At 69.0% G+C, this 19,320-nt stretch carries 17 protein-coding genes; 14 read left to right on the top strand and 3 right to left on the bottom strand.

The window, feature by feature from the left end; translation table 11 throughout:
• Positions 1-146 precede the first annotated feature (146 nt).
• The 3 genes from EIZ44_RS30415 to EIZ44_RS30405 all read left to right on the top strand — a co-directional run bounded on the left by EIZ44_RS30415 (position 147) and on the right by EIZ44_RS30405 (position 5,314).
• Complete coding sequence (locus EIZ44_RS30415; RefSeq protein WP_205673362.1) at positions 147-1,520, top strand: IniB N-terminal domain-containing protein; 1,374 nt, start codon at positions 147-149, stop codon at positions 1,518-1,520.
• 96 nt (positions 1,521-1,616) lie between these two features.
• Positions 1,617-3,389 (top strand): dynamin family protein, encoded by a 1,773-nt coding sequence (locus tag EIZ44_RS30410; protein WP_167754325.1) that lies wholly within the window; start codon positions 1,617-1,619, stop codon positions 3,387-3,389.
• Positions 3,390-4,114: 725 nt separating this feature from the next.
• Positions 4,115-5,314, top strand: a complete 1,200-nt coding sequence (locus EIZ44_RS30405; RefSeq protein ID WP_167754324.1) for a GTPase — start codon at positions 4,115-4,117, stop codon at positions 5,312-5,314.
• A 486-nt stretch (positions 5,315-5,800) separates the two neighbouring features.
• On the opposite strand, the gene EIZ44_RS30400 is transcribed toward EIZ44_RS30405, so the two are convergent.
• Positions 5,801-6,187 (bottom strand): pyridoxamine 5'-phosphate oxidase family protein, encoded by a 387-nt coding sequence (locus EIZ44_RS30400; protein WP_134663241.1) that lies wholly within the window; start codon positions 6,185-6,187, stop codon positions 5,801-5,803.
• Positions 6,188-6,286: 99 nt separating this feature from the next.
• On the opposite strand from EIZ44_RS30400, the gene EIZ44_RS30395 reads away from it, so the two are divergent.
• Genes EIZ44_RS30395 through EIZ44_RS30375 form a run of 5 tightly spaced genes read left to right on the top strand, consistent with a single transcriptional unit; the run spans position 6,287 to position 11,482 of the window.
• Positions 6,287-7,234, top strand: a complete 948-nt coding sequence (locus EIZ44_RS30395; RefSeq protein ID WP_134732690.1) for an ABC transporter substrate-binding protein — start codon at positions 6,287-6,289, stop codon at positions 7,232-7,234.
• Entirely contained in the window at positions 7,221-8,114 is an 894-nt protein-coding gene (locus tag EIZ44_RS30390) for an amino acid ABC transporter permease (RefSeq protein WP_134732689.1), read from the top strand. The genes EIZ44_RS30395 and EIZ44_RS30390 overlap by 14 nt, the downstream gene beginning before the upstream one ends.
• Positions 8,107-8,874: an amino acid ABC transporter ATP-binding protein gene (locus EIZ44_RS30385; protein WP_037812163.1), complete on the top strand. Its 768-nt coding sequence runs from the start codon at positions 8,107-8,109 to the stop codon at positions 8,872-8,874. The genes EIZ44_RS30390 and EIZ44_RS30385 overlap by 8 nt, the downstream gene beginning before the upstream one ends.
• Positions 8,871-10,595 (top strand): aminotransferase class V-fold PLP-dependent enzyme, encoded by a 1,725-nt coding sequence (locus EIZ44_RS30380; protein ID WP_134732688.1) that lies wholly within the window; start codon positions 8,871-8,873, stop codon positions 10,593-10,595. The genes EIZ44_RS30385 and EIZ44_RS30380 overlap by 4 nt, the downstream gene beginning before the upstream one ends.
• Positions 10,592-11,482: an aminoglycoside phosphotransferase family protein gene (locus tag EIZ44_RS30375; RefSeq protein WP_134732687.1), complete on the top strand. Its 891-nt coding sequence runs from the start codon at positions 10,592-10,594 to the stop codon at positions 11,480-11,482. Before EIZ44_RS30380 ends, EIZ44_RS30375 begins: the two co-directional genes overlap by 4 nt.
• Here EIZ44_RS30375 and EIZ44_RS30370 read toward each other — a convergent pair.
• Both EIZ44_RS30370 and EIZ44_RS30365 read right to left on the bottom strand, forming a co-directional pair.
• The gene (locus EIZ44_RS30370) at positions 11,442-12,608 is read right to left on the bottom strand and encodes a macrolide family glycosyltransferase (protein WP_134732686.1); all 1,167 of its coding nucleotides are present in this window, start codon (positions 12,606-12,608) and stop codon (positions 11,442-11,444) included. The genes EIZ44_RS30375 and EIZ44_RS30370 overlap by 41 nt on opposite strands.
• Before the next feature lie 176 nt (positions 12,609-12,784).
• Positions 12,785-13,318, bottom strand: coding sequence for a hypothetical protein (locus EIZ44_RS30365; RefSeq protein WP_134732685.1), 534 nt, complete (start codon positions 13,316-13,318; stop codon positions 12,785-12,787).
• Between the two features lie 838 nt (positions 13,319-14,156).
• On the opposite strand from EIZ44_RS30365, the gene EIZ44_RS30360 reads away from it, so the two are divergent.
• The 6 genes from EIZ44_RS30360 to EIZ44_RS30335 all read left to right on the top strand — a co-directional run bounded on the left by EIZ44_RS30360 (position 14,157) and on the right by EIZ44_RS30335 (position 19,312).
• Positions 14,157-15,059, top strand: a complete 903-nt coding sequence (locus EIZ44_RS30360) for an ABC transporter ATP-binding protein (protein WP_134732684.1) — start codon at positions 14,157-14,159, stop codon at positions 15,057-15,059.
• On the top strand, positions 15,056-15,790 hold the full coding sequence (locus EIZ44_RS30355) for an ABC transporter permease (protein ID WP_037811977.1): 735 nt from the start codon (positions 15,056-15,058) through the stop codon (positions 15,788-15,790). Before EIZ44_RS30360 ends, EIZ44_RS30355 begins: the two co-directional genes overlap by 4 nt.
• Positions 15,791-15,844: 54 nt before the next feature.
• Entirely contained in the window at positions 15,845-16,492 is a 648-nt protein-coding gene (locus EIZ44_RS30350; RefSeq protein WP_134732683.1) for a hypothetical protein, read from the top strand.
• Positions 16,485-16,790, top strand: coding sequence for a winged helix-turn-helix domain-containing protein (locus tag EIZ44_RS30345; RefSeq protein WP_134732682.1), 306 nt, complete (start codon positions 16,485-16,487; stop codon positions 16,788-16,790). The genes EIZ44_RS30350 and EIZ44_RS30345 overlap by 8 nt, the downstream gene beginning before the upstream one ends.
• Position 16,791: 1 nt before the next feature.
• Complete coding sequence (locus tag EIZ44_RS30340) at positions 16,792-18,111, top strand: DNA polymerase IV (RefSeq protein ID WP_037811974.1); 1,320 nt, start codon at positions 16,792-16,794, stop codon at positions 18,109-18,111.
• A 79-nt stretch (positions 18,112-18,190) separates the two neighbouring features.
• Positions 18,191-19,312, top strand: coding sequence for a CapA family protein (locus EIZ44_RS30335; protein ID WP_439098629.1), 1,122 nt, complete (start codon positions 18,191-18,193; stop codon positions 19,310-19,312).
• Positions 19,313-19,320: the final 8 nt, after the last annotated feature.

The raw sequence follows: 19,320 nt of genomic DNA, 5'->3' as shown, positions 1-19,320 counted from the left end.
TCATATCGACCCCCTAACGGCTGAGCGAGGCGCGACTGGGTGTAAACCCCGATGTGAGCGGGGGTGCCCCGTCCCTACCTTGGGCGCCACGCCCGGCCGGGGAGGGCCGGGCATTCCCCGTAATCACTACAAGTGGAGATCCCCCCATGGATTCGGTGCAGACTCTGCACGACTTCACGCTCACCTTGCTCCAAGACCCGTCCGCGCTCGCCGCTTTCGGCCAGGACCCGCAGGCCGCGCTGGCCGCTGCTGGGCTGGGCGACATCAGCGCCGCCGACGTGAACGAGGTCGCGCCGCTGGTGCTCGACTACGTGCCGGTGGACCACCTGGCCTCGCTCGGCCAGCTGCCCCAGGCGGGCGACCTGACCACTGCGCTCGGCGACGGCCCGCAGGGCGCGATCGAGCAGCTGCAGGCACTGACCGCTTCGCTCGGCGTCTCGGCCGGCGGCGCGGAGGCGTCCGCGGCTACGCCTGGGCTGCCGGGCCTTGGCGAGCTGCCGGCGGTGCCGGGCGTGGGCGAACTGCCCGGCCTCGGTGAACTGCCGGGCGCGGGTGCTCTGCCTGCTGTCGGCGACGTTCCGGGTCTCGGTGACCTGGCGGGTGCGGTGCCCGCCGGAGACCTTCCGGGTCTCGGCGAACTGCCCGTCGTGAGCGACGTGGCTGGTGCTTCGGCGCTGCCCGCCGCCGGTGAGTTGCCGGGCCTTGGCGAGCTTCCGGCAGTGCCGGGTCTCGGCGAGCTGCCGGGTGTCGGCCAGCTGCCCGGCCTCGGTGAACTGCCGGGTGCCGGTGCTCTTCCGGGCGTCGGTGCGCTGCCTGGTGTCGGCGACGTCGCCAGCGCGGTTCCGGCGCTGCCGACGGCCGGCGAGCTGCCGTCGGTTCCGGCTGTGCCGGGTGTCCCGGCCGTTCCGGGGCTGCCCTCGGCGCCGGGTCTCGGCGACGTGCAGAGCGCTGCCGCGTCCGTCACCGCGCTGGTGCAAAACCCGACCAGTGCACTCGCCCTGGGCAACGACCTGGCCAGCGGCTTGGACTCCAGCGCGGTCGCGCAGGCGAGCGGGCAGGCGGCCACCGCGGCCGACGGCGCCACCTCGCAGGTGCAGCACGTCGGCGGCGAGCTCGCGGCGGCTTCCCCGGTGAACGTCAGCGACCTGCCGGTCGCGAACTCCGCCTCGCAGGTCGCCGACCACGCGACCGAGGCCGGCGGCGGGATTGCCGGGCACGTCAGCGACGCGGTCGGGACCGTCACCGAGAACGTCGGCAGCCTGAGCAACACGCTCAGCGCCAACGGGCTGAACCACGCGGTGAACGGCGTGACCCAGCAGGCGCACTCGCTCATCTCGCACGGCGAGTCCGAGCGTTCCGACGCCGCGACCGAGACGCACACCGGGACCGACGCCGGCGTCGGCATGGTGCACGACACCGTCTCGACGGTCTCCGACCTCGGGCACCAGGGCCTCGGCCTTGACCTGCACGCCGGTGCGGAGACCTCGCACGGCGGCGGTGAGCTGCACATTTCCCTCTGAGCAAGGTAATTCGGGGGTGGCTCCGCGGTCTGGGTGCGACCGCGGAGCCACCACCCGGTTCGGATACTCCCCGTACACGGGGGACACTGGTTCGCCGTGACGGCTCCAGCTTGGCTCGAAGTGCTCGCCGAGACCTCGGATGCCTGCCGGACGCACGGCCGCGAAGACCTGGCGCAACGCCTTCGCCGGCGTCAGGACCGGCCGCCGGGGGGCACGCGGGTCGCTGTGCTCGGCTTTCCCAAGCAAGGCAAGGGCTACCTGGTCAACGCGGTGCTCAACGCGCCGGTCTGCCCGGTCGGCGACGCGGCGACTCCCGCGGTGCCGATCGAAGTCGGGTACGCGGCCGAACCCGGTGCGACGCTCGTTGGCCGCGCCGATGAACGCATCGCGATTGAGATCGAGAAGCTGACGGGCGAGGTCGGTGCCCGGCCTGCCGGGTCGCTGCGCCGAGTCGAGGTCGGCGTCCCGCGCGATCTGCTGTCCGCGGGCCTGGTGCTCATCGACACTCCCGCGATCGGCGACCCGAGGTCCCCGCGCACAGCTGCCGCTCTCGACGTTCTCGCGGACGCCGACGCGGTCATTCTTGTTTCCGACGCAGCCGCTCCGCTGGATCAGGCCGAGCTGGCGCTGGCGCATCACATCCGGACTTGGTGTCCGCACGTGGTCATCGCGCTGACCAAGATCGACGTCAGCGCCGGATGGCGCACGGTCGCCGAACAGAACCGGACCGCGCTCTCCGCGGCCGGGATCGACTCGCCGGTGCTGCCGGTGTCGGCGACGGTTCGGTTCGCCGCGGCCAAGGGCGGTGACCAAGACCTCAACGCGCGGTCCGGCTTCCCGGAGTTGCTTTCCTGGATCGCGACGCAGGTTTCGCGACCGGCCGAGAGTACGGCCGCATTGCTCGCCGCCGTGAGTGTGCGCGCCGCCGCGGCCGAACTGGTCGAGACTCTGCGGGCACGCGCCGAGGCGGCCGGGCAGGAAGCAGGCGTCGACCAGACGACGTTGCTGCAGCGTTCGCAACGTCGCGCCGATGAGCTGCGCCGACGCAACAGCCGTTGGCAGAACCTGCTGGCCGACGAGATCGCCGACCTGCAGTCCGACGCGGAATACGACCTGCGCGAACGCACCCGGAAGATCGTCGAGACCATCGACGAGACCTTTGACCGCGGGGACCCGGTGAAGGTGTGGGACGAGTTCGGGCCGTGGCTGGACAGCACGCTCGCGGAAGCCGTCGAGACGACCTACACGTTCGCGGCCGAACGCGCGGAGTGGATCGCGCAGGCGGTCGCGGTGAGCTTCGGCGCGCAGTATGACCTGCCGGAATTGGCTTTGACCGACTCCGGCGCGGACCGGATCGCCGAGGTGCGGCAGCCGCGGATCGAGCGGTTCAAAATTGGGCAGAAGGCGTTCACCGGTTTGCGCGGTTCGTACGGCGGCGTGCTGATGTTCGGCCTGGTGACCGGCTTGGCGGGGCTGCCGCTGATCAACCCGGTGTCGATCGGTGCCGGCGTCGCGTTCGCCGCGAAGACGATCAGCGACGAGGGCGGCATGCGGCTGCAACGCCGGCAGGCGGTCGCCAAGATGACCGCGCAACGGCACGTCGACGACGTGTTCCTGCGGTTCAGCAAGGAATGCCGCGACGCGATCCGCCACGTGCAGCGACGGTTGCGGGACCACTTCACCGAGCTCGCGGACAGTCTCGCCGACGAGCTGACACGGGAACGCGAGATGATCATCGCCGGGTCGGCCGAGCGGGAACGGCGCAGCGCGGCGCTGCGGCGGGAGATCGACCGGCTGGCGGGATTGCACAAGCGGGCTGGGGAGCTGGGGATGCTGGCTAATCGGGTGCCCAAGGAGTTGCCTGCGTGACCTTGGCCTGGCGGCCTGGGTTGTGGCGGCGTTCGCGGCTGGACGGATCGGTGATGCTGGTTCGATCAGAGGCGGTGGAATTGCCTGCGTGGTTTCGACTTGGCGGGCTGCGTGCGGTGTGCTTTTGGCGGTGCTGGCGGCTTTTTGTGGGCTGGTGATGCTGGCCGGTCGTCTCGTACTCGGAGGGTGCGGCGGTTAGTTGTTGTCTGCGTGACGTCGGATGGGGAGCCGGGCGTCGCGCGCGGCGGCTCTCTGGGGCGGGCTGAGTTCTTCGGGTGGGACAGCTGAGGGGAAGCTGGCCAATCGGTCGTTATGGAGATGGTTGCGACTTCGGGTGGCTGTGGCGTTTGGTGCTGGCCGGAGGAGGCGCGGTTTCTGAGCGCTGGCGGCCTGGTCGTGAGCGGGGTTCCGCATTGTGAGAGTGAGTTGGTCTTTGGCGCGTTGAGGCGTTTTGCTGCGGTGAAGGCGGTTTCGTGGGCGGGATCGGTTAGTGACGGCATGCTTCGGCGGGGTCGAATCGCGGAAGCGGAGCCGGGAGACGTGGCCGCGTGGTGGAAGATTCGGAAAGTGCCCTTCTTGGGCGGTTGAGGGCGTTTCGGGAGACATCTGCGGGGTTGATGGCGGCGGGCTTTGGGATTCGGTGAGCGGTGCGTTGCCGGGTAGTCGAGGATGTTCGGGGCTGTGCCGGGTGAGTCGAGTGAGTCGAGTGAGGAGTGGTGTCGCGCGTGGGTGAGGACGTTCGGGCTCTTCTGGCGGATGCTTGTGCGTACTACCGCGACAGTCCGAGGGCTTCGGCGTTGCTGGGGGAAGCGCTTGACCATCTCGACGAGCCGCTTCGGGTGAGCATCGGAGGGCCTGCGGGGACGGGGAAGTCCACGTTGGCTGCGGCGTTGGGGGATTGGCCGACGCGGGCGTTGCGCGATCTGGAGTTTCTCGATGCGCCGCTGCCGTCGACGCTCACTGACGCATCCGTACGGCTGCTTCGCCACCTTGAGCCCGACCAGTTGGCAACGTTGCGTCCGACAACGCCTTCAGCGTTCGCGCGGCAGACGGCCGTTGACACGATCCTTGTGCTTGCGCGCGCGGACGAGACCGGTGCGGGGCGGATTGACGCACTGCTTACCGCGAAGCAGATTGCGCGGCGCGCGTGGCGCGAAGATCCACTGTGCAGCGGGTTCCAAGGCGTGATCGCGGTGGCGGCGCAGCTTGCGTACGGGGCGCGCGCGTTCACTGATGACGAGTTCGAGCTTCTCGCGGCCTTCGCGGCGGTGCCTCGTGAGGAGTTGGAGCGGTATCTGCTTTCGGTGGATTCCTTTACTGATCCGGCGTTTCCGGGGCCGGTGTCCGTCGAGACGCGACGGTCGTTGGTGGTTCGTTTCGGGCTGTTCGGGGTGAAGCTTGCGCTGACGCTCATCCGTACGGGCTGCGATGATCGGGTGAAGCTGTCGACGGAACTGGTGCGGCGCAGCGGTCTTGGCGAGCTTCGCGACACTATTGCGGGTTGTTTCGCTGCGCGTGCAGATGCGTTGCGCGCTCGGACTGCGTTGATTCGGTTGGAGACAGTGTTGAACGCGGAGCCTCGACCGCACAGTGATCGGCTTGCGGCGCGGGTTGAGCGGTTTTCGGCCGGCGCGCATGACTTCCGCGAGTTGCGGCTGATCGCGGACATTCGTGGCGGACGTACGGCTTTGTCGGGGGAATCGGCGGAAGAGGCTGTGCGGTTGCTGGGCGCGGAGGGGACGGCGTCGGAGGAACGGCTGGGACTTGCGGCGGGTACGGATCCTCGCGAGATGTATGAGGCCGGTCTTGACGCGGTGATGCGGTGGCGGCATGAGGCGGAGCGGCCGGACCGGGCGTTGGCGGAGCGCGCGGCGGCGCAGGTTGTGGTGCGCAGTGCGGAAGGGTTGCTGGCGCAGTTCGTTTGACCGGGGCAGTCGTCCGGGACGATCGCCCAGGACGGTCGGCCGGGACGACTGACCGAGGCGACTGACCGGAGAGGGCGGCCAGGGCGGTCGCCCGGGATGACTGACCCGGGCGGACGACTGGGATGGTCGCCCGGGGCGACTGACCGGGGTGGACGCCTAGGACGTTTGGTCAAGGCGACCGACCTACGCGACTTGACTGGGCGGTCGATCAGGGCGCTCGCCCGGGACGACCGACCGACTGAAGCAATGGGCTGGTGCGGCCGATGGTGTGGCTGATCAGGGCAACCAGCCAGGACAACCGACCAGGATGGCCGACCGGGGCAGCCGACCAGGATGGCCGACCGGGGCAGCCGACCAGGGTGACCGACCGGGGCAGCCGACCAGGGTGACCGACCGGGGCAGCCGACCGGGGTGACCGACCGGGACAACTGACCAGGGCGATTGACCGGGGTGACTGACCGGGGCGGTCGGCCGGATCCCGGAACATCAGGCGTTGCCCAGCACCCGTCCGATGGTGAGTTCCAGGACCACCCGCTGCGGGTTTTCCCGCGGCTTCCGGTACCGCTGGGCGTAGCGCTCTTCGGCGTCGTGGACGGAAGCGGCGTCGTCGAGGAGGCGGATTCGGCCTTCCAGCGTGGACCAGGTCCGGCCTTCGAACTGGCATACCGCGGCGGCCAATCCGGTGTCGCCGGCGGCGCGGATGAGGCGGGCCTTGTACGAGGTCCCGGAGGCGATCACGCGGGCGATGCCTTGGTCGAAGTCGACCGTTACGCCGACCGCTACGACGTGTGGCGTTCCGTTGGGGCGGACCGTCGTGAGCGACGCGAGCCGTCGTTCGGTCCAGAACTGGCGGAAGCTCTCGTCGAGGGGCATGTCCGCACGCTAGACGAGACAGAAATTCAACTGCTTGTTGACCTCTTTAACAACCAGTTGTAGCGTTCCGCGGAACCAACGACGTCCTGGAGGATCCGCATGTCGTCGCTTCGTTCCCGTGCCTGGCAAGCCGCTTTGCTGGGCGGTCTGCTCGTGTTCGCCACCGCCTGCGGAGGAGGTCCTGACGGGGCCGGCGGCGGGCAGCAGCAGAAGCCGAGCGCTGTTCCGGACAACACCGCGTTGCTCGGGACGATCAAGGCCGACCCGCAGCTCGCCGAGGGGTTGCCGCCGGCTGTTGTGCAGGCCAAGACGTTGCGGCTGGCGTCCAATATCCAGTCGGCGCCGAACAACTTCTACGCCGCGGACGGCAAGACGCCGATCGGCTACGAGGTCGACCTGGCCAAGGCGGTGGGGGCGAAGCTCGGGGTGACCGTTGCGTACCAGGACCTGGCGTTCGGTTCGCTGATCACGAGCCTGCAGTCCGGCCGCGTCGATCTGACCATGGCGGCGATGAACGACACCAAGGAACGACAGCAGCAGATCGACTTCGTCGACTACTTCTCGTCCGGCATCACGATCATGATCCGCAAGGGCAACCCGGACGGCATCACCGGGCCGGACACGTTGTGCGGCAAGAACGTGGCAGTCGTACAGGGCACCAGTCACCAGAAGTTCGCCACGGCGCAGAGCGCGAAATGCACTCAGGCGGGCAAGCCTGCCATCACGGTCACCGCGACTGACAGCGACAACCAGAACCAGAATCAGCTGCGCACCGGTCGCGTCGCGGCGATCCTGAACGACCTGCCGAGCGCGGTCTACATCTCGCGCACCGCGGGGGACGGCAAGTTCTTCGAGGTCGTGCCCGGCCAGCCGATCGAAGGCGGGCCGTACGGGATGGGCTTCGCGAAGAACAACTCGAAGCTGCGCGACGCCGTCAAGCAGGCGTTGCAGTCGCTCGTCGCCGACGGCACGTACGGCAAGATCCTGCAGTCCTGGGGCGTCGAGCAGGGCGCGATCAAGGAGGCGGCCGTCAATGGCGGAAGCTGAACCGCTGCCGATCGTCCGGCTGCGGCATTGGGGTCGCTGGGTCAGCGCGGTAGTGATCGTCGCGCTCCTGGTACTGCTGGGTTTCGGGCTCGCGCAGGCTCAGATCGACTGGGGTTCGGTACCCGACTTCGTGTTCTACCGCGTGATGGCGCTCGGCCTGCTCAACACCGTTGTGCTGGCGGTGATCGCGCAGGCGGTCGCGATCGTGCTCGGCATCCTGATCGCGTTGCTGCGGCTCAGCGCCAACCCGGTCGCGAAGTGGTTCGCGGCGGCCTACATCTGGCTGTTCCGCGGGCTCCCGGTGTTGTTGCAGATCCTGATTTGGTACAACCTGGCGCTGATCTTCCCGACCGTCTCGATCCCGCTGCCCTTCGGCGGCTACCTCGTGCACGAGCCGACGAACGTGCTGATCAGCGCGTTCACCGCGGCGCTGCTCGGGCTGGCGCTGAACGAGAGCGCGTACATGGCGGAGATCGTCCGCGCCGGGCTGACGAGCGTCGACGCCGGGCAGACCGAGGCCGCGAAATCCATCGGCATGACGCCTGGCGCGACGCTTCGCCGGGTCGTGCTGCCGCAGGCGATGCGCGTGATCATCCCGCCGACCGGCAACGACTTCATCAACATGCTCAAGGGCACGTCGATGGCGTCGGTGATCGGCGTGACCGAGCTGATCCACGCGGCCAACAACATCTCGTCCAACAACCTGCTGGTGATGGAGACGCTGATCGCGGCGGCGATCTGGTACATGGTCGTGGTGACCGTCGCCGGGGTCGGCCAGCATTACCTCGAACGGTCGTTCGGGGCAGCTGACCGGAGTCCCGTCGCGCGGGTCGGGAAGGCGTTCAAGGGGATGCCGCTGGTGAGGGGTGCGCGTGTCTGAACCGCTGCTGAAAGCTGTCGGGGTCCGCAAGAACTACGGGCACACCGAGGTGCTCAAGGGCATCGACCTGGAGGTCCGCAAAGGACAGGTGGTGTGCCTGCTCGGGCCCTCGGGAGCGGGGAAGAGCACGTTTCTCCGCTGCCTCAACCATCTCGAGACGATCGACGGCGGCCAGGTCTGGGTGGACGGCGAGCCGATCGGGTTCAAACTGCGCGGCGGCAAGCTGTACGAACTGCGGGAGAAGGACGTCGCCCGGCAGCGCCGGGACATCGGCATGGTTTTCCAGCGGTTCAACCTGTTCGGGCACCGCACAGCGCTGGAGAACGTCGTCGAGGGACCGGTGCGGGTGCTCGGCGTCGACCCGGCGAAGGCCCGGAAAGAGGCGCTGGACCTGCTCGACCGGGTCGGGCTCGCGGACCGAGCGGGCGCTTACCCAGGGCAACTGTCCGGCGGGCAGCAGCAGCGCGTTGCGATCGCCCGGTCGCTGGCGATGAAGCCGAAGCTCATGCTGTTCGACGAGCCGACGTCCGCGCTGGACCCGGAGCTGGTCGGGGAGGTGCTCGCGGTGATGGGTACGTTGGCTCGGGAGGGGATGACGATGGTGGTCGTGACGCACGAAATGGCTTTCGCCGCGGAGGCCGCCGACGAGGTGGTGTTCCTCGCCGACGGCACGGTGGTCGAAACCGGGCCGCCGGAGCGGGTGCTGAAGTCCCCGGAACACGAGCGGACGCGGCAGTTCCTCGCGCGGGTCCTGTCGTGACCCGGATCCCGCCCCGGTACCTGCTCCAGTTCGACGAGCCCGCGGGCTACCTGGACTTCGCGCGGTTCGGGCCGCCGTCGCACGCCGTGCTCGACACCACCGCGCGGCTGCTGGAGGCGACGACCAAGGCCGGTCCGTCCACTGTGGACGAAGTGATGCGGCAGGAGATCCGCGCGAAGGCAGCGGCCGCGCGGCTCTGCGGCAGCGACACCGACCACACCGTCCTGCTCCCGCACACCAGCCTCGGCCTGTTCCAGGCGGCGTTCAACAGCCACGGCGAAGTGCTCGTTTCGGCCGCGGAGTTCCCGGCCAACACGTACCCGTGGGCACGCGCCGAGCAGGCCGGACGGGTGCGGATGCGGCGGCTGGAAGGCGGTTACGTCACTCCCGATCGGCTTGCGGAAGCGCTCACGCCGGAAACCACTGTCGTTTCGGTGAGCGCGGTCGATTTCCGCACTGGTTACCGGGCTGATCTCGCCGCGTTGCGCGAGGTGGTGGGCGATCGGCTGCTGGTGGTCGACGGGATCCAGGGCTTCGGGGTCGTCGACGCGCCGTGGGAGGTCGCCGACGTGCTCGTGGTCGGCGGGCAGAAGTGGCTGCGGGCGGGCTGGGGCGCAGGGTTCGCGGTGCTGTCCGACCGGGCGCTGGCGCGGATGGACCCGATCCTGTCCGGCTGGACCGGCGCGCGCGACCCTGGTTTGTTCGACAACGAGATCCACCCGGCCGACCCGACCGCGGCGAGCTGGTCGATCTCGAACCTCAGCCCGGTCACGTCCGGCGCGTTCGCGGCGGCGCTCGAACTGGTCGAGGAAACCGGCGTCGCGGCGATCGCGGGCCGGATCGGCGAACGTGTTGGCGAGCTTGAGGACGTGCTGCGCTCACTCGGCGCGGAGATCGTCTCGGCGACTGAACGGCGCGCCGGGATTCTCGCGTTTTCGTTGCCGGACAAGCCGGCGGAGCAGGTCGGGGCGGCGTTGACGGCAGCGGGGATCGCGGCAACGGTGCGTCCGGAACATGTCCGATTGTCGCCGCACGCGTCGACCCCCGCCGCGGCTGCCGAGCTGGTACGGGACGCGCTGGAAACACTGCTGCGCCCGCGCCGGGTCGTGCCGGTCGCGTCGGCTGCGGGCACGGCGACGCATGAGCTGCTCACCGCCCTGATCCCGGCGGTGGACGGACTGGCGGCGATGCTCGGGCCGGGCAACGAGGTGTTGCTCCACGACCTGTCGCGGCTGCCGGATTCGATCGTCGCGATCGCGGGGAAGCTCACCGGCCGCTCGGTCGGCGGGCCGATGACGGATCTGCTGCTCGGGCTCGTCCGGCGCGGCACGACGCAGGACCTGACCAACTACCGCACGCACAGCCCGGACGGGCGCGAGATCCGTTCGTCCACGTTGTTTCTGCGCGACGCCGACGGGACGGCGATCGGGTGCCTGTGCGTGAACAGCGAACTGCCCGCGGCGGCGCAGACGTCGGAGGAACGGCGGGACGAGACGTTCCTGCCGGACGTCGACAGCCTGCAGCGGTTCCTCGTCGGACGCGCGATCGGGAAGTCCGGGATCCCGGTGGAGCTGATGAAGAAGCGGCACAAGTCGGCGGTGGTCAGGGAGCTGGACGAGGCCGGGTATTTCCTGATCAAGGACGCGGTGGACCACCTGGCCGGGCAGCTCGAAGTGACGCGGTACACGATCTACAACTATCTCAACGAGATCCGGGGATGACGAAGTTCGCCGTGCCGCCTGGATTGGCTGCGGCGGTGCGGCGGCGGGAGGGCAGCGCGGGCGAGGCTTGGCTGCGGGAGCTGCCCGAGCTGGCCGCGGCGGCTTGCGCGCGATGGGGGTGTCGGATCGCAGGGGCTCCACTGCATGGGGAGACCGCGCTGGTGCTGCCCGTCGAACGCGGCGGGCAGGCCGCCGCGCTCAAGATTTCGTTTCCCCATCCGCGTTGTGCTGAGGAAGCGGCGGCGTTGGAGCACTTCGACGGCGCTGGAGTCGTGCGGCTGCTGGCGGTCTCCGCGGATCGTGCCGCACTTTTGCTCGAACGCGTCGGCCCCGCGACGCTGGAAACGGTGCGCGCGGAGGAAGCGACCGAGATCGCTGGCGAGCTGGCCCGTCGGCTCGCGGTGCCCGCGCCGGCCGGGACGCGGTCGCTCGCCTCGACGGCCGGGCCGTGGCTCGCGCAGCTGGAACAACTGGCAGCGTCAGGGTTGTTGCCGACGCGCGAGGTGGACCGGGCGCGCGAACTGATCGCCCAGCTCGCCGACGACCGGACTGCCACGATGCTGCACGCCGATCTGCATTTCGGGAATGTGCTGCGGGCGGAACGGGAACCGTGGCTGGCGATCGATCCGATCGGGTGGCGTGGGACAGCGGCTTTCGACGCGTTCACCGTGGTCGCGAAAACAACGCTGACGCGCGACCTGGCCGGGTTGATCACACGGTTTTCCCATGCCGCACAAGTGGATCCGGGCCTGGCGGAGCGATGTTGCCAGGCCCGGGCGGTCACTGCTTATCTGCACCAGGAGCACGTCGGCGGTGAATGGTTCGACCGCGACGTGCTCCTCGCGCTTATTTCAGGAACCTCTCCACCGCGTCCGTGGCCGCGGTAATCCCGCCGTTGGCTCGGATTTCCGCGCGCAGCTCAGCCAGCCGCGCGGCGACGTCCGGCGAACTGCTGACCTCATCGACCGCTTCGCGCAGGGATTTGGCGGTCACCTGGTCCGCGGGCAGATGCTTGCCGACTCCCAACGCTTCCAGCTGCGCGGCGTTGCCGAACTGGTCGACGGCTTGCGGGATGGCGACCGTCGGGACGCCGTACCAGAGGGATTCCGTGCAGCCGCCCATGCCGGCGTGCGTGATGAAGGCGGACGCGACGTCGAGAATTGCCAGCTGTGGCACCGTTTCGTGCACCTCGACCGACTCCGGCAGCGGGCCTAGATCGTCCTTCGAGACGTGCTTGCCGATGGAGAGCACGACGTGCCAGTCCTCGAACTCGGTGATGCAGTGCCGGTAGACGTCCAGCTGGTCGTTGTATGCGGTGCCGAACGACACGAGCAGCACGGGTTTGCCGTCGGACGGCGGCGTCCAGTGCTCCGAGGCGCGCGCCGGGTCGAGGCACGGGCCGACGAACTGGACCCGGTCTTCCGGCACGCGGTCGGCGTTCGGCTGCATCGCGCGCGGGATCAGCGACAGGATCGGCACCGGTCGGGCGAGCCACGTCCAGGCGTCTTCGGTGACTCCGTTTTCCGTCAGCCACTCGGTAAAGGCCCGGTGGTAGTCCACTCCGGACGGTGAGGTGCGGATCGGTTTGAGGACGTCGGCGAGTTCTTCCTCGTAGCCGTCCCAGGCGACGTAGGTGGGGGAGAGCTGCACCGCGGGCACGTCGTAGCGGAGGCCGAGCAGCGGTGCCCCGAGGCCGCCGATGTCGTAGAGCAGCAGGTCCGGGCGGTCGTGGTCGAAGGTTTCGATCAGCCGCGGGTGGATCGCGACGGCTTCGTCGAGGAAGACGCGCATCGCTTCGGCCGGGTCTTCCGGCCATTCCGCGTCCGGGCCGAGCGGGAAGATCGTGGGATGCGCGACGACGTCCGCGCCGGTCGCTTCGACGAGTTCGGCGAGCGGTTCGCCGACGACGTAGCTGACCCGGTGCCCGCGCCGCACCAGCTCGCGGATGATCCCCAGCGACGGGTAGACGTGGCTCGGCGCGGAGCAGCCGACCATGACGATGTGCTTGCCCATAAGGCGAAAGTGTCCTTTCCGGACGAGAGGCGGTCCGGCACGCAGAGCGGGGGCCGCCCGGTGGCGGGCGGCCCGGAAAGTCGTGCCGGGATCAGGACAGGCGGCAGCGGGCGAAGATCGTCATGAATCCGGACGGTAGTGCGGCTGATAGCGGGGAGCAACCGGATTAACCGGTTTCAGGCTGCCTCTTCGTCGGGCGCTTCCAAGCCCGGCAGCCAGTCGTTGAGGACCTTGCGGAGACGCCGTTTGGTCTCATCGCGGAGCTGCCCGGTGAGCGGGTCCACGCAGTAGCGCACCACCGCTTCGTGCCGTTCCGGAGACTTGCACATCAGCACCGCCAGAATCCGGATGATCGGCACCATCCGCTTGACCAGCACCAGCCAGCCGAACGGCATCAGCACCTGCAGGTGCTTCCAGATGCTGTTCACCGCAGTCCGCACCACGAATTCCTCGAGCGGAAGCCGATCGCTCTCCCTCCGGGACTCCAGGACGAGCCGAGTCACGAGCTCCGGAACTTTGCCGGTCAGTTTCTCGACCGTGGTGAGGCCCTCGGAGAGCACATGCGCCAGTTGCGCGAGCAAGTCGCACCAGAAGTGGTCGGCCAGGGCAACTCTCGTCGTATCCGGGATCGGACCGTGGTGAGCTCGTTCGATGTCACAGAGGACCACAGTGGTGAGTGCGTCGCCGAGTCGCTCGACCTGGTCGACCATGCTGAGTACCGGCGGCTCATCCCGGCCTGCTGCGACATCGCCGCTCTCCGCGGCTGCTGGCGGTCGGTCCGCTGCGTCGCCCGGTTCCGTAGCTTGCGACGGAGACTGACCACTCGGTTCTGGCTGCCCTGCTGAGGAGTCGGGTACCGCGGTTTCGACGTACTCGACGGTCTTCCTTCCTGATGTACTTCGAGAATCAGCCGAGTGCCGGTGATTTTCGCAGTCGACGGCAAGCCAGTCGACGATATCGGCGACTGTGGCGCTTATGGCGGCGCTTTTCTTGGGGTAGCTGATCCGACGGTTCTTCGGCCGGTGTCCGACCCAAGCGGCCCGCCACCTCTCGTCGGCACTGTCGCGCAGGTCGTCGCGTCTGCTTGGGTTTTTGTCCCGTGCCAGCGCGACAGCGCCGGTCCAACCGTGTTTGGCACCCGCACACGCCTTGCATGCACAGCGCTGGCTTCCCGCGCGCTCGCAGCTAGCCCAGTGTTTCACCGATCCCCCTCGGATTCGCGGTAATCCTCGATTGTTCCGGGATGATGGGAAATTTCCCTACCGCTGGTTCGGCGAATTGCACACGGTGCTGCGAAATGGAACGCAAGCCGGAATTCTCCTGCATTTCAGTGATCCCGTAGTTCATGTGAGTGAGTGCGGTCGGGCGTTGTGTCCGCACTGGAGAGGCCCTCGTTCGCCCGTCCGTGGCCCGCGACTGGCTGAGCGGGAGGGTTGCTCGGGCGGGGTGTGTGCTTGCCGTCGTGAACGACTCGGTGTTGCCCACCACTTTTCAACACAGTCGACTTTGTGTTACAAAGTTCCGGACAGCGAAGCACTGGGGGACGAGATGACGGAAGCGTTCAGGCTGACCGGCCTGGTGAAGCAGTTCAAGCAGGTCCGCGCGGTCGACGGCGTGTCGGTGGCCGTGCGGCGGGGTGAGGTCGTCGCGTTGCTCGGGCCGAACGGTGCGGGCAAGTCGACCACGATTGACATGTTGTTGGGGCTTGCCTCGCCGGACGAGGGGAGCGTGCGGGTGTTCGGCGGTTCGCCCCGGGCGGCGCTCGATTCCGGGCGGCTCGCGGCGATGGTGCAGAACGGGTTCTTGCTGCGGGACGTCACGCCGGCCGAGTTGGTCGAGTTGCATCGGTCGATGTTCGAGAATCCGCTGTCGGCCAAGGAGGTTTACGCGCGGGCCGGGATCGCGGAGTTCGCCAAGCGGCGGTGCGGGAAGTTGTCCGGCGGGCAGCTTCAGCGGGTCCGGTACGCGCTCGCGCTCACCGGTGACCCGGAGCTGTTGGTGCTCGACGAGCCGACGGCGGCGCTGGACGTCGATGCTCGGCGTGAATTCTGGGCCTCTATGCACGAGTTCACGGCGGCGGGGCGGACTGTTCTGTTCGCGACGCATTACCTCGCCGAGGCGGAGGACTACGCGGACCGGGTCGTGTTGATGCGGCACGGGAAGGTCGTCGCGGACGGGGCGGTCGACGAGGTGCGCGCGAATGTGTCCGGGCGAGTGATCAGGGCACTCGTACAGGGCGCTCGCCCGGAAGCCCTGGCCGCGCTCGACGGGGTCGCCAGGGCGCGCGTACAGGGCGATCGTACGGAACTGGCCTGCACGGATTCCGACCTGGCGATCCGGGCGCTGATCACGGCGTTTCCCCAGGCCAGCTCGATCGAGATCACCTCCGCGGGGCTGGAGGAAGCGTTCCTCGCCCTCACCTCCGACGAGCCGCAGGGAGCGCTCCGATGAACCTCGTCTACCTCCGCCTGGAGATCCTGCGCATCGTCCGCAGCCCGCAGTTCGCGTTGTTCACCATCGTGGTCCCGCTCGGCATGTTTCTCCTGTTCGGCGGGTTGTTCGGCGACCAAGTCGGGCCGGACGGCATCAAGGCGAGCGTCACCACGATGATCAACATGGGCGCGTACGGCGCGATGAGCGGCGCGTTGTTCACCGGCACCCGCGTCGCGACCGAGCGGACTGACGGCTGGCAGCGGCAACTGCGGCTCACGCCGATGCGCGGGCCCGGCTATCTCGCGGTGAAGATCGCGTCTTCGATGGCGATGGCATTGCCGGTGGTTCTGGTGATCTTCGTGGCCGGTGCGGTGCGCGGGGTACAGCTCACCGCGGCGCAGTGGCTGCTCAGCGGGGTTTCGTTGTGGCTGGGCGCGCTGCCGTTCGCGGTGCTCGGGCTGCTGCTGGGGTTGTTCGGCAAGGGCGACACGGTCGGCGCGATGACTGGCGCGTTGATGCTCCCGCTCGGTGTGTTCGGCGGGTTGTGGATGCCGCTGTCGATCTTGCCGGAATGGATGTCCGCGCTCGCGCACTTCTTCCCCACGTACTGGCTCGGCCGCGTCGGCACGCTCCCGGTGGACCACGCCGGCGGGCTCGGTCTCGCGGTCGGCGTGCTGGCGGCGTGGCTGGTCGTGCCCGCGCTCGTGGTGGTGCGGCGGTTCCGGCTGGGCCCGGTGAAGGTCGCGTGACGTGTTAGCTTCCGTGCTGCATGCGGGGTCAGTACGGGGGAAGGGCGGTCCGGGGTGAACAACGACGCGGGGGACCCCGTCGAGGACGAAGGCGAGCCGCTGTCCGTGGCGGAATCGCTGGAGCTCATCGCCCGGCAGAACGAACGGACGCGCCGGGAGCTGCGAGTCAGCCCGGCGCGTCTGTTCGCCGTCTGGGCCTTCGCCTGGCTGGTCGGCTGGGGGCTCGTCTACCTCTCCGACGAGCGGTCGGCGGCAATGCTGCCCGGCTGGGTCGCGGGCATCGTCGTCGCGGTGCTCATGGTGGGCGCGATCGTCTACTCCGCTTGGCACGGCAGCAAAGGCGGCCGCGGGATCCGCGGGCCGTCCCGGCGGATCGGCGCGATGTACGGCTGGGCGTGGATGATCTCGTTCGCCGGGATGAGCCTGATCGACATCCGGATCACCAAACTCCTCCCCGAGGGCTCGGACCTCGTGCCGCTGCTGTGGTCCGGCACGTCGCTGCTGCTGACCGGCGCGCTCTACCTCGCCGGCGGCACGCTGTGGCAGGACCTGCGGCAGTACTTCCTCGGCGGCTGGATCATCGTGTGCAGCGGGGCGAGCGTCCTGGTCGGCGTGCCGGGCAACTTCCTCGTCCTCTCGCTCGCCGGCGGCGGCGGATTCGCGGTCGCGGCGCTGGTCTATGTGGTGCGGCCTCGTGACTGAGCTGCCGGAGCTCGACCCCGTCATCCACGCGCAGGCGCGGCTGCGCGTCACTGTCGCGCTCGCCGGGCTCCGTCCGGCCGACCAGATCACCTTCCCGCGGCTGCAGCAGTTGCTGGAGATGACCGCGGGCAACCTCTCGACGCATCTGCGCAAGCTCGAGGACGCCCAGTACGTCGAGATCACCAAGGCTTACGAGCACCGCACGCCGGTCACTCTGGTGCGGCTCACGAGCACGGGCCGCGCCGCGTTCGAGACCTACACCAAGGCGTTGCAACGGCTCCTGGACGCTGGAACCTGACATGTCTCGCTGGGTCGTGCACTTGGACCTCGACGCGTTCTACGCCTCCGCCGAGCAGCTCACCCGGCCGACGCTGCGCGGACGCGCGGTCGTGGTCGGCGGCACCGGGCACCGCGGCGTCGTGGCTGGCGCGAGTTACGAATCCCGCGAGTACGGCGTGCGGTCCGCGATGCCGATGTCCCAAGCTCGACGGCTGCTGCCGGCTGGCGGCGTGGTGCTGCCGCCGCGATTCCGGTTGTACGAGGTCTTGAGCAAGCAGGTTTTCGACGTCGTCGGCGAGGTCGCGCCGGTGCTGGAACGGATTTCCCTCGACGAGGCCTTCGCCGAACCGCCCGCGCTGGCCGGTGCGTCGGTCGAGCAGGTGACCGAATGGGCCGAGGAGTTGCGGGCGCGGATCCGGGAACGGACTGGGCTGACTGCGTCGATCGGCGCGGGGACCGGCAAACAGGTCGCGAAGATCGGCTCGGATCGCGCGAAGCCGGACGGTCTGCTCGTCGTGCCGCCGGGGACCGAACGCGAGTTCCTGGCTCCGCTGCCGGTGCGCGCGTTGTGGGGGATTGGGCCGGTGGCGGAAGCGAAACTGCGCACGATCGGTGTCCTCACCTTGGGCGAACTGGCGGCGTTGCCGGAGCCGGACGCGGTGTCGACGCTCGGTGGCGTGGTCGGCCGCGACCTGCGGCGGCTGGCGAGCGGGTTCGACGACCGTCCGGTCGCGGAACGGGGCGAAGCCAAGCAGGTGAGTGCGGAGACGACCTTCGATGTAGACGTGGTCGATCTCGTCCGATTGCGTTCTGAGGTAAGGAAAATCGCGGCTGGCGCGCACGCTCGGCTGGTGAAAGCGGGGCGAGTCGCGCGCACGGTAGTGATCAAGCTGCGGCATACCGACATGAGCACGGTGACCCGCTCCGAGACCACCGCGTCGCCCACCGACGACCTCGAACAGCTTGCGGCTACCGCGGAACGGCTGCTGCTCGACCCGCAGGAGTTCGGCGGAGTGCGGCTGGCGGGCGTCGCGTTCAGCGGGCTCTCGGTGCCGCATCAGGACGCGTTGTTCAGCTTGACCGTGCCCGCCGCGACGGAGGAGCCGGTGGTCACTTCGGCGCCGTCGCCGGGCGGGAGCGCGCCGGTGTCGTCGTCGGGATGGCGTCCAGGCGACGACGTGGTGCACGCCGAGTACGGGACGGGCTGGGTGCAGGGCGCGGGCCACGGCCGGGTGACGGTGCGGTTCGAGACGCGCACGTCCGGTCCGGGCGTCGCGCGGACATTCGACCAGACCGACCCGGCGCTGACTCGCGGAGAGCCTGCCGACTGCCTAGCCTGAGCGTTTCGCCTGGTCACGACCGGGGTGTTAACCCACAAGAGTGATACGGAAGGATGTGCCGGGCAGTCGGGCAAAGGGGATGATCATGACGAACATGCGCCGCGCCGCCGCCCTCGCCGGGGTCGCGCTGATGCTGACGGCGTGTGGGAGCGAAGCCGCGCCGCAACGGCCCTCGGCCGGACCGTCGTCGTCGGCGGCCGCTTCGCCGGACTCGTTCACCGTCGTGGCGACCGGGGACGTGCTGATCCACCCGCGGCTCACCGAGCAGGCCGAGGCGGACGGCGGCGGGAAGATCGACTACCGGCAGCTGTTCGCCGGGGTCAAACCGCTGGTGTCCGGCGCGGATCTGGGGATCTGCCACCTCGAAACGCCGCTCGCGCCGGAAGGCGGGCCGTACAGCGGGTATCCGTCGTTCAGCGCGCCGCCGGAGATCGCGGACGCGTTGAAGGACACCGGGTACGACACCTGCTCCACCGCGTCGAACCACACGCTCGACCAGGGCGCGGCGGGTGTTCAGCGGACGCTGGACAAGCTCGACCAGACCGGGCTGAAGCACACCGGGTCCGCGCGTTCGGCGGAGGAGGCGGGGAAACCGCTGATCCTGGACGTGCACGGGGTGAAGGTCGCGCAGCTGTCGTACTCGTTCGGGTTCAACGGGATCAAGCGGCCGGCTGGGAAACCGTGGCTGGCCAACGAAATCGACCCCGACGAGATCCTCGCCGCGGCGCACGAGGCGAAGGCGGCCGGGGCGGAGGTCGTGATCGCGAGCCTGCATTGGGGCGTCGAATATCAGCACGACGTGACTGCTGAGCAGAAGCAGTTGGCGCAGAAGCTGACGGCGTCGCCGGATCTCGACCTGATCGTCGGGCATCACGCGCATGTGGTGCAGCCGTTCCAGAAGGTCGGCGGCAAGTGGGTGGCGTTCGGGCTCGGCAACGAGGTCGCGCGGCACGACGAACCTCGCGGATCCACGGAGGAAGGGGTCGCGGCCCGGTTCCGGTTCAGCCGGGCGGGCGGGAAGTGGACGGTGGACAAGGCCGAGTACGTGCCGACGCTGATCGACCTCGGACCGCCGATCCGGTTGCGGGACCTGACGACCGCGCCGCCGACGGAGCGCGGGAAGGAAGCGCTCGGGAACACCGACCAAGTGGTGCTTTCCCGGGGTGCCGGGGACGACGGGTTGAGCCGACCGGGGCGGTGACGGTTCCG

Source organism: Amycolatopsis nivea, from assembly GCF_004522235.1.
GTDB lineage: Bacteria > Actinomycetota > Actinomycetes > Mycobacteriales > Pseudonocardiaceae > Amycolatopsis > Amycolatopsis nivea.
Note: the sequence above shows the minus strand (reverse complement) of the source record. Positions and strands in the feature narration are given on the sequence as shown.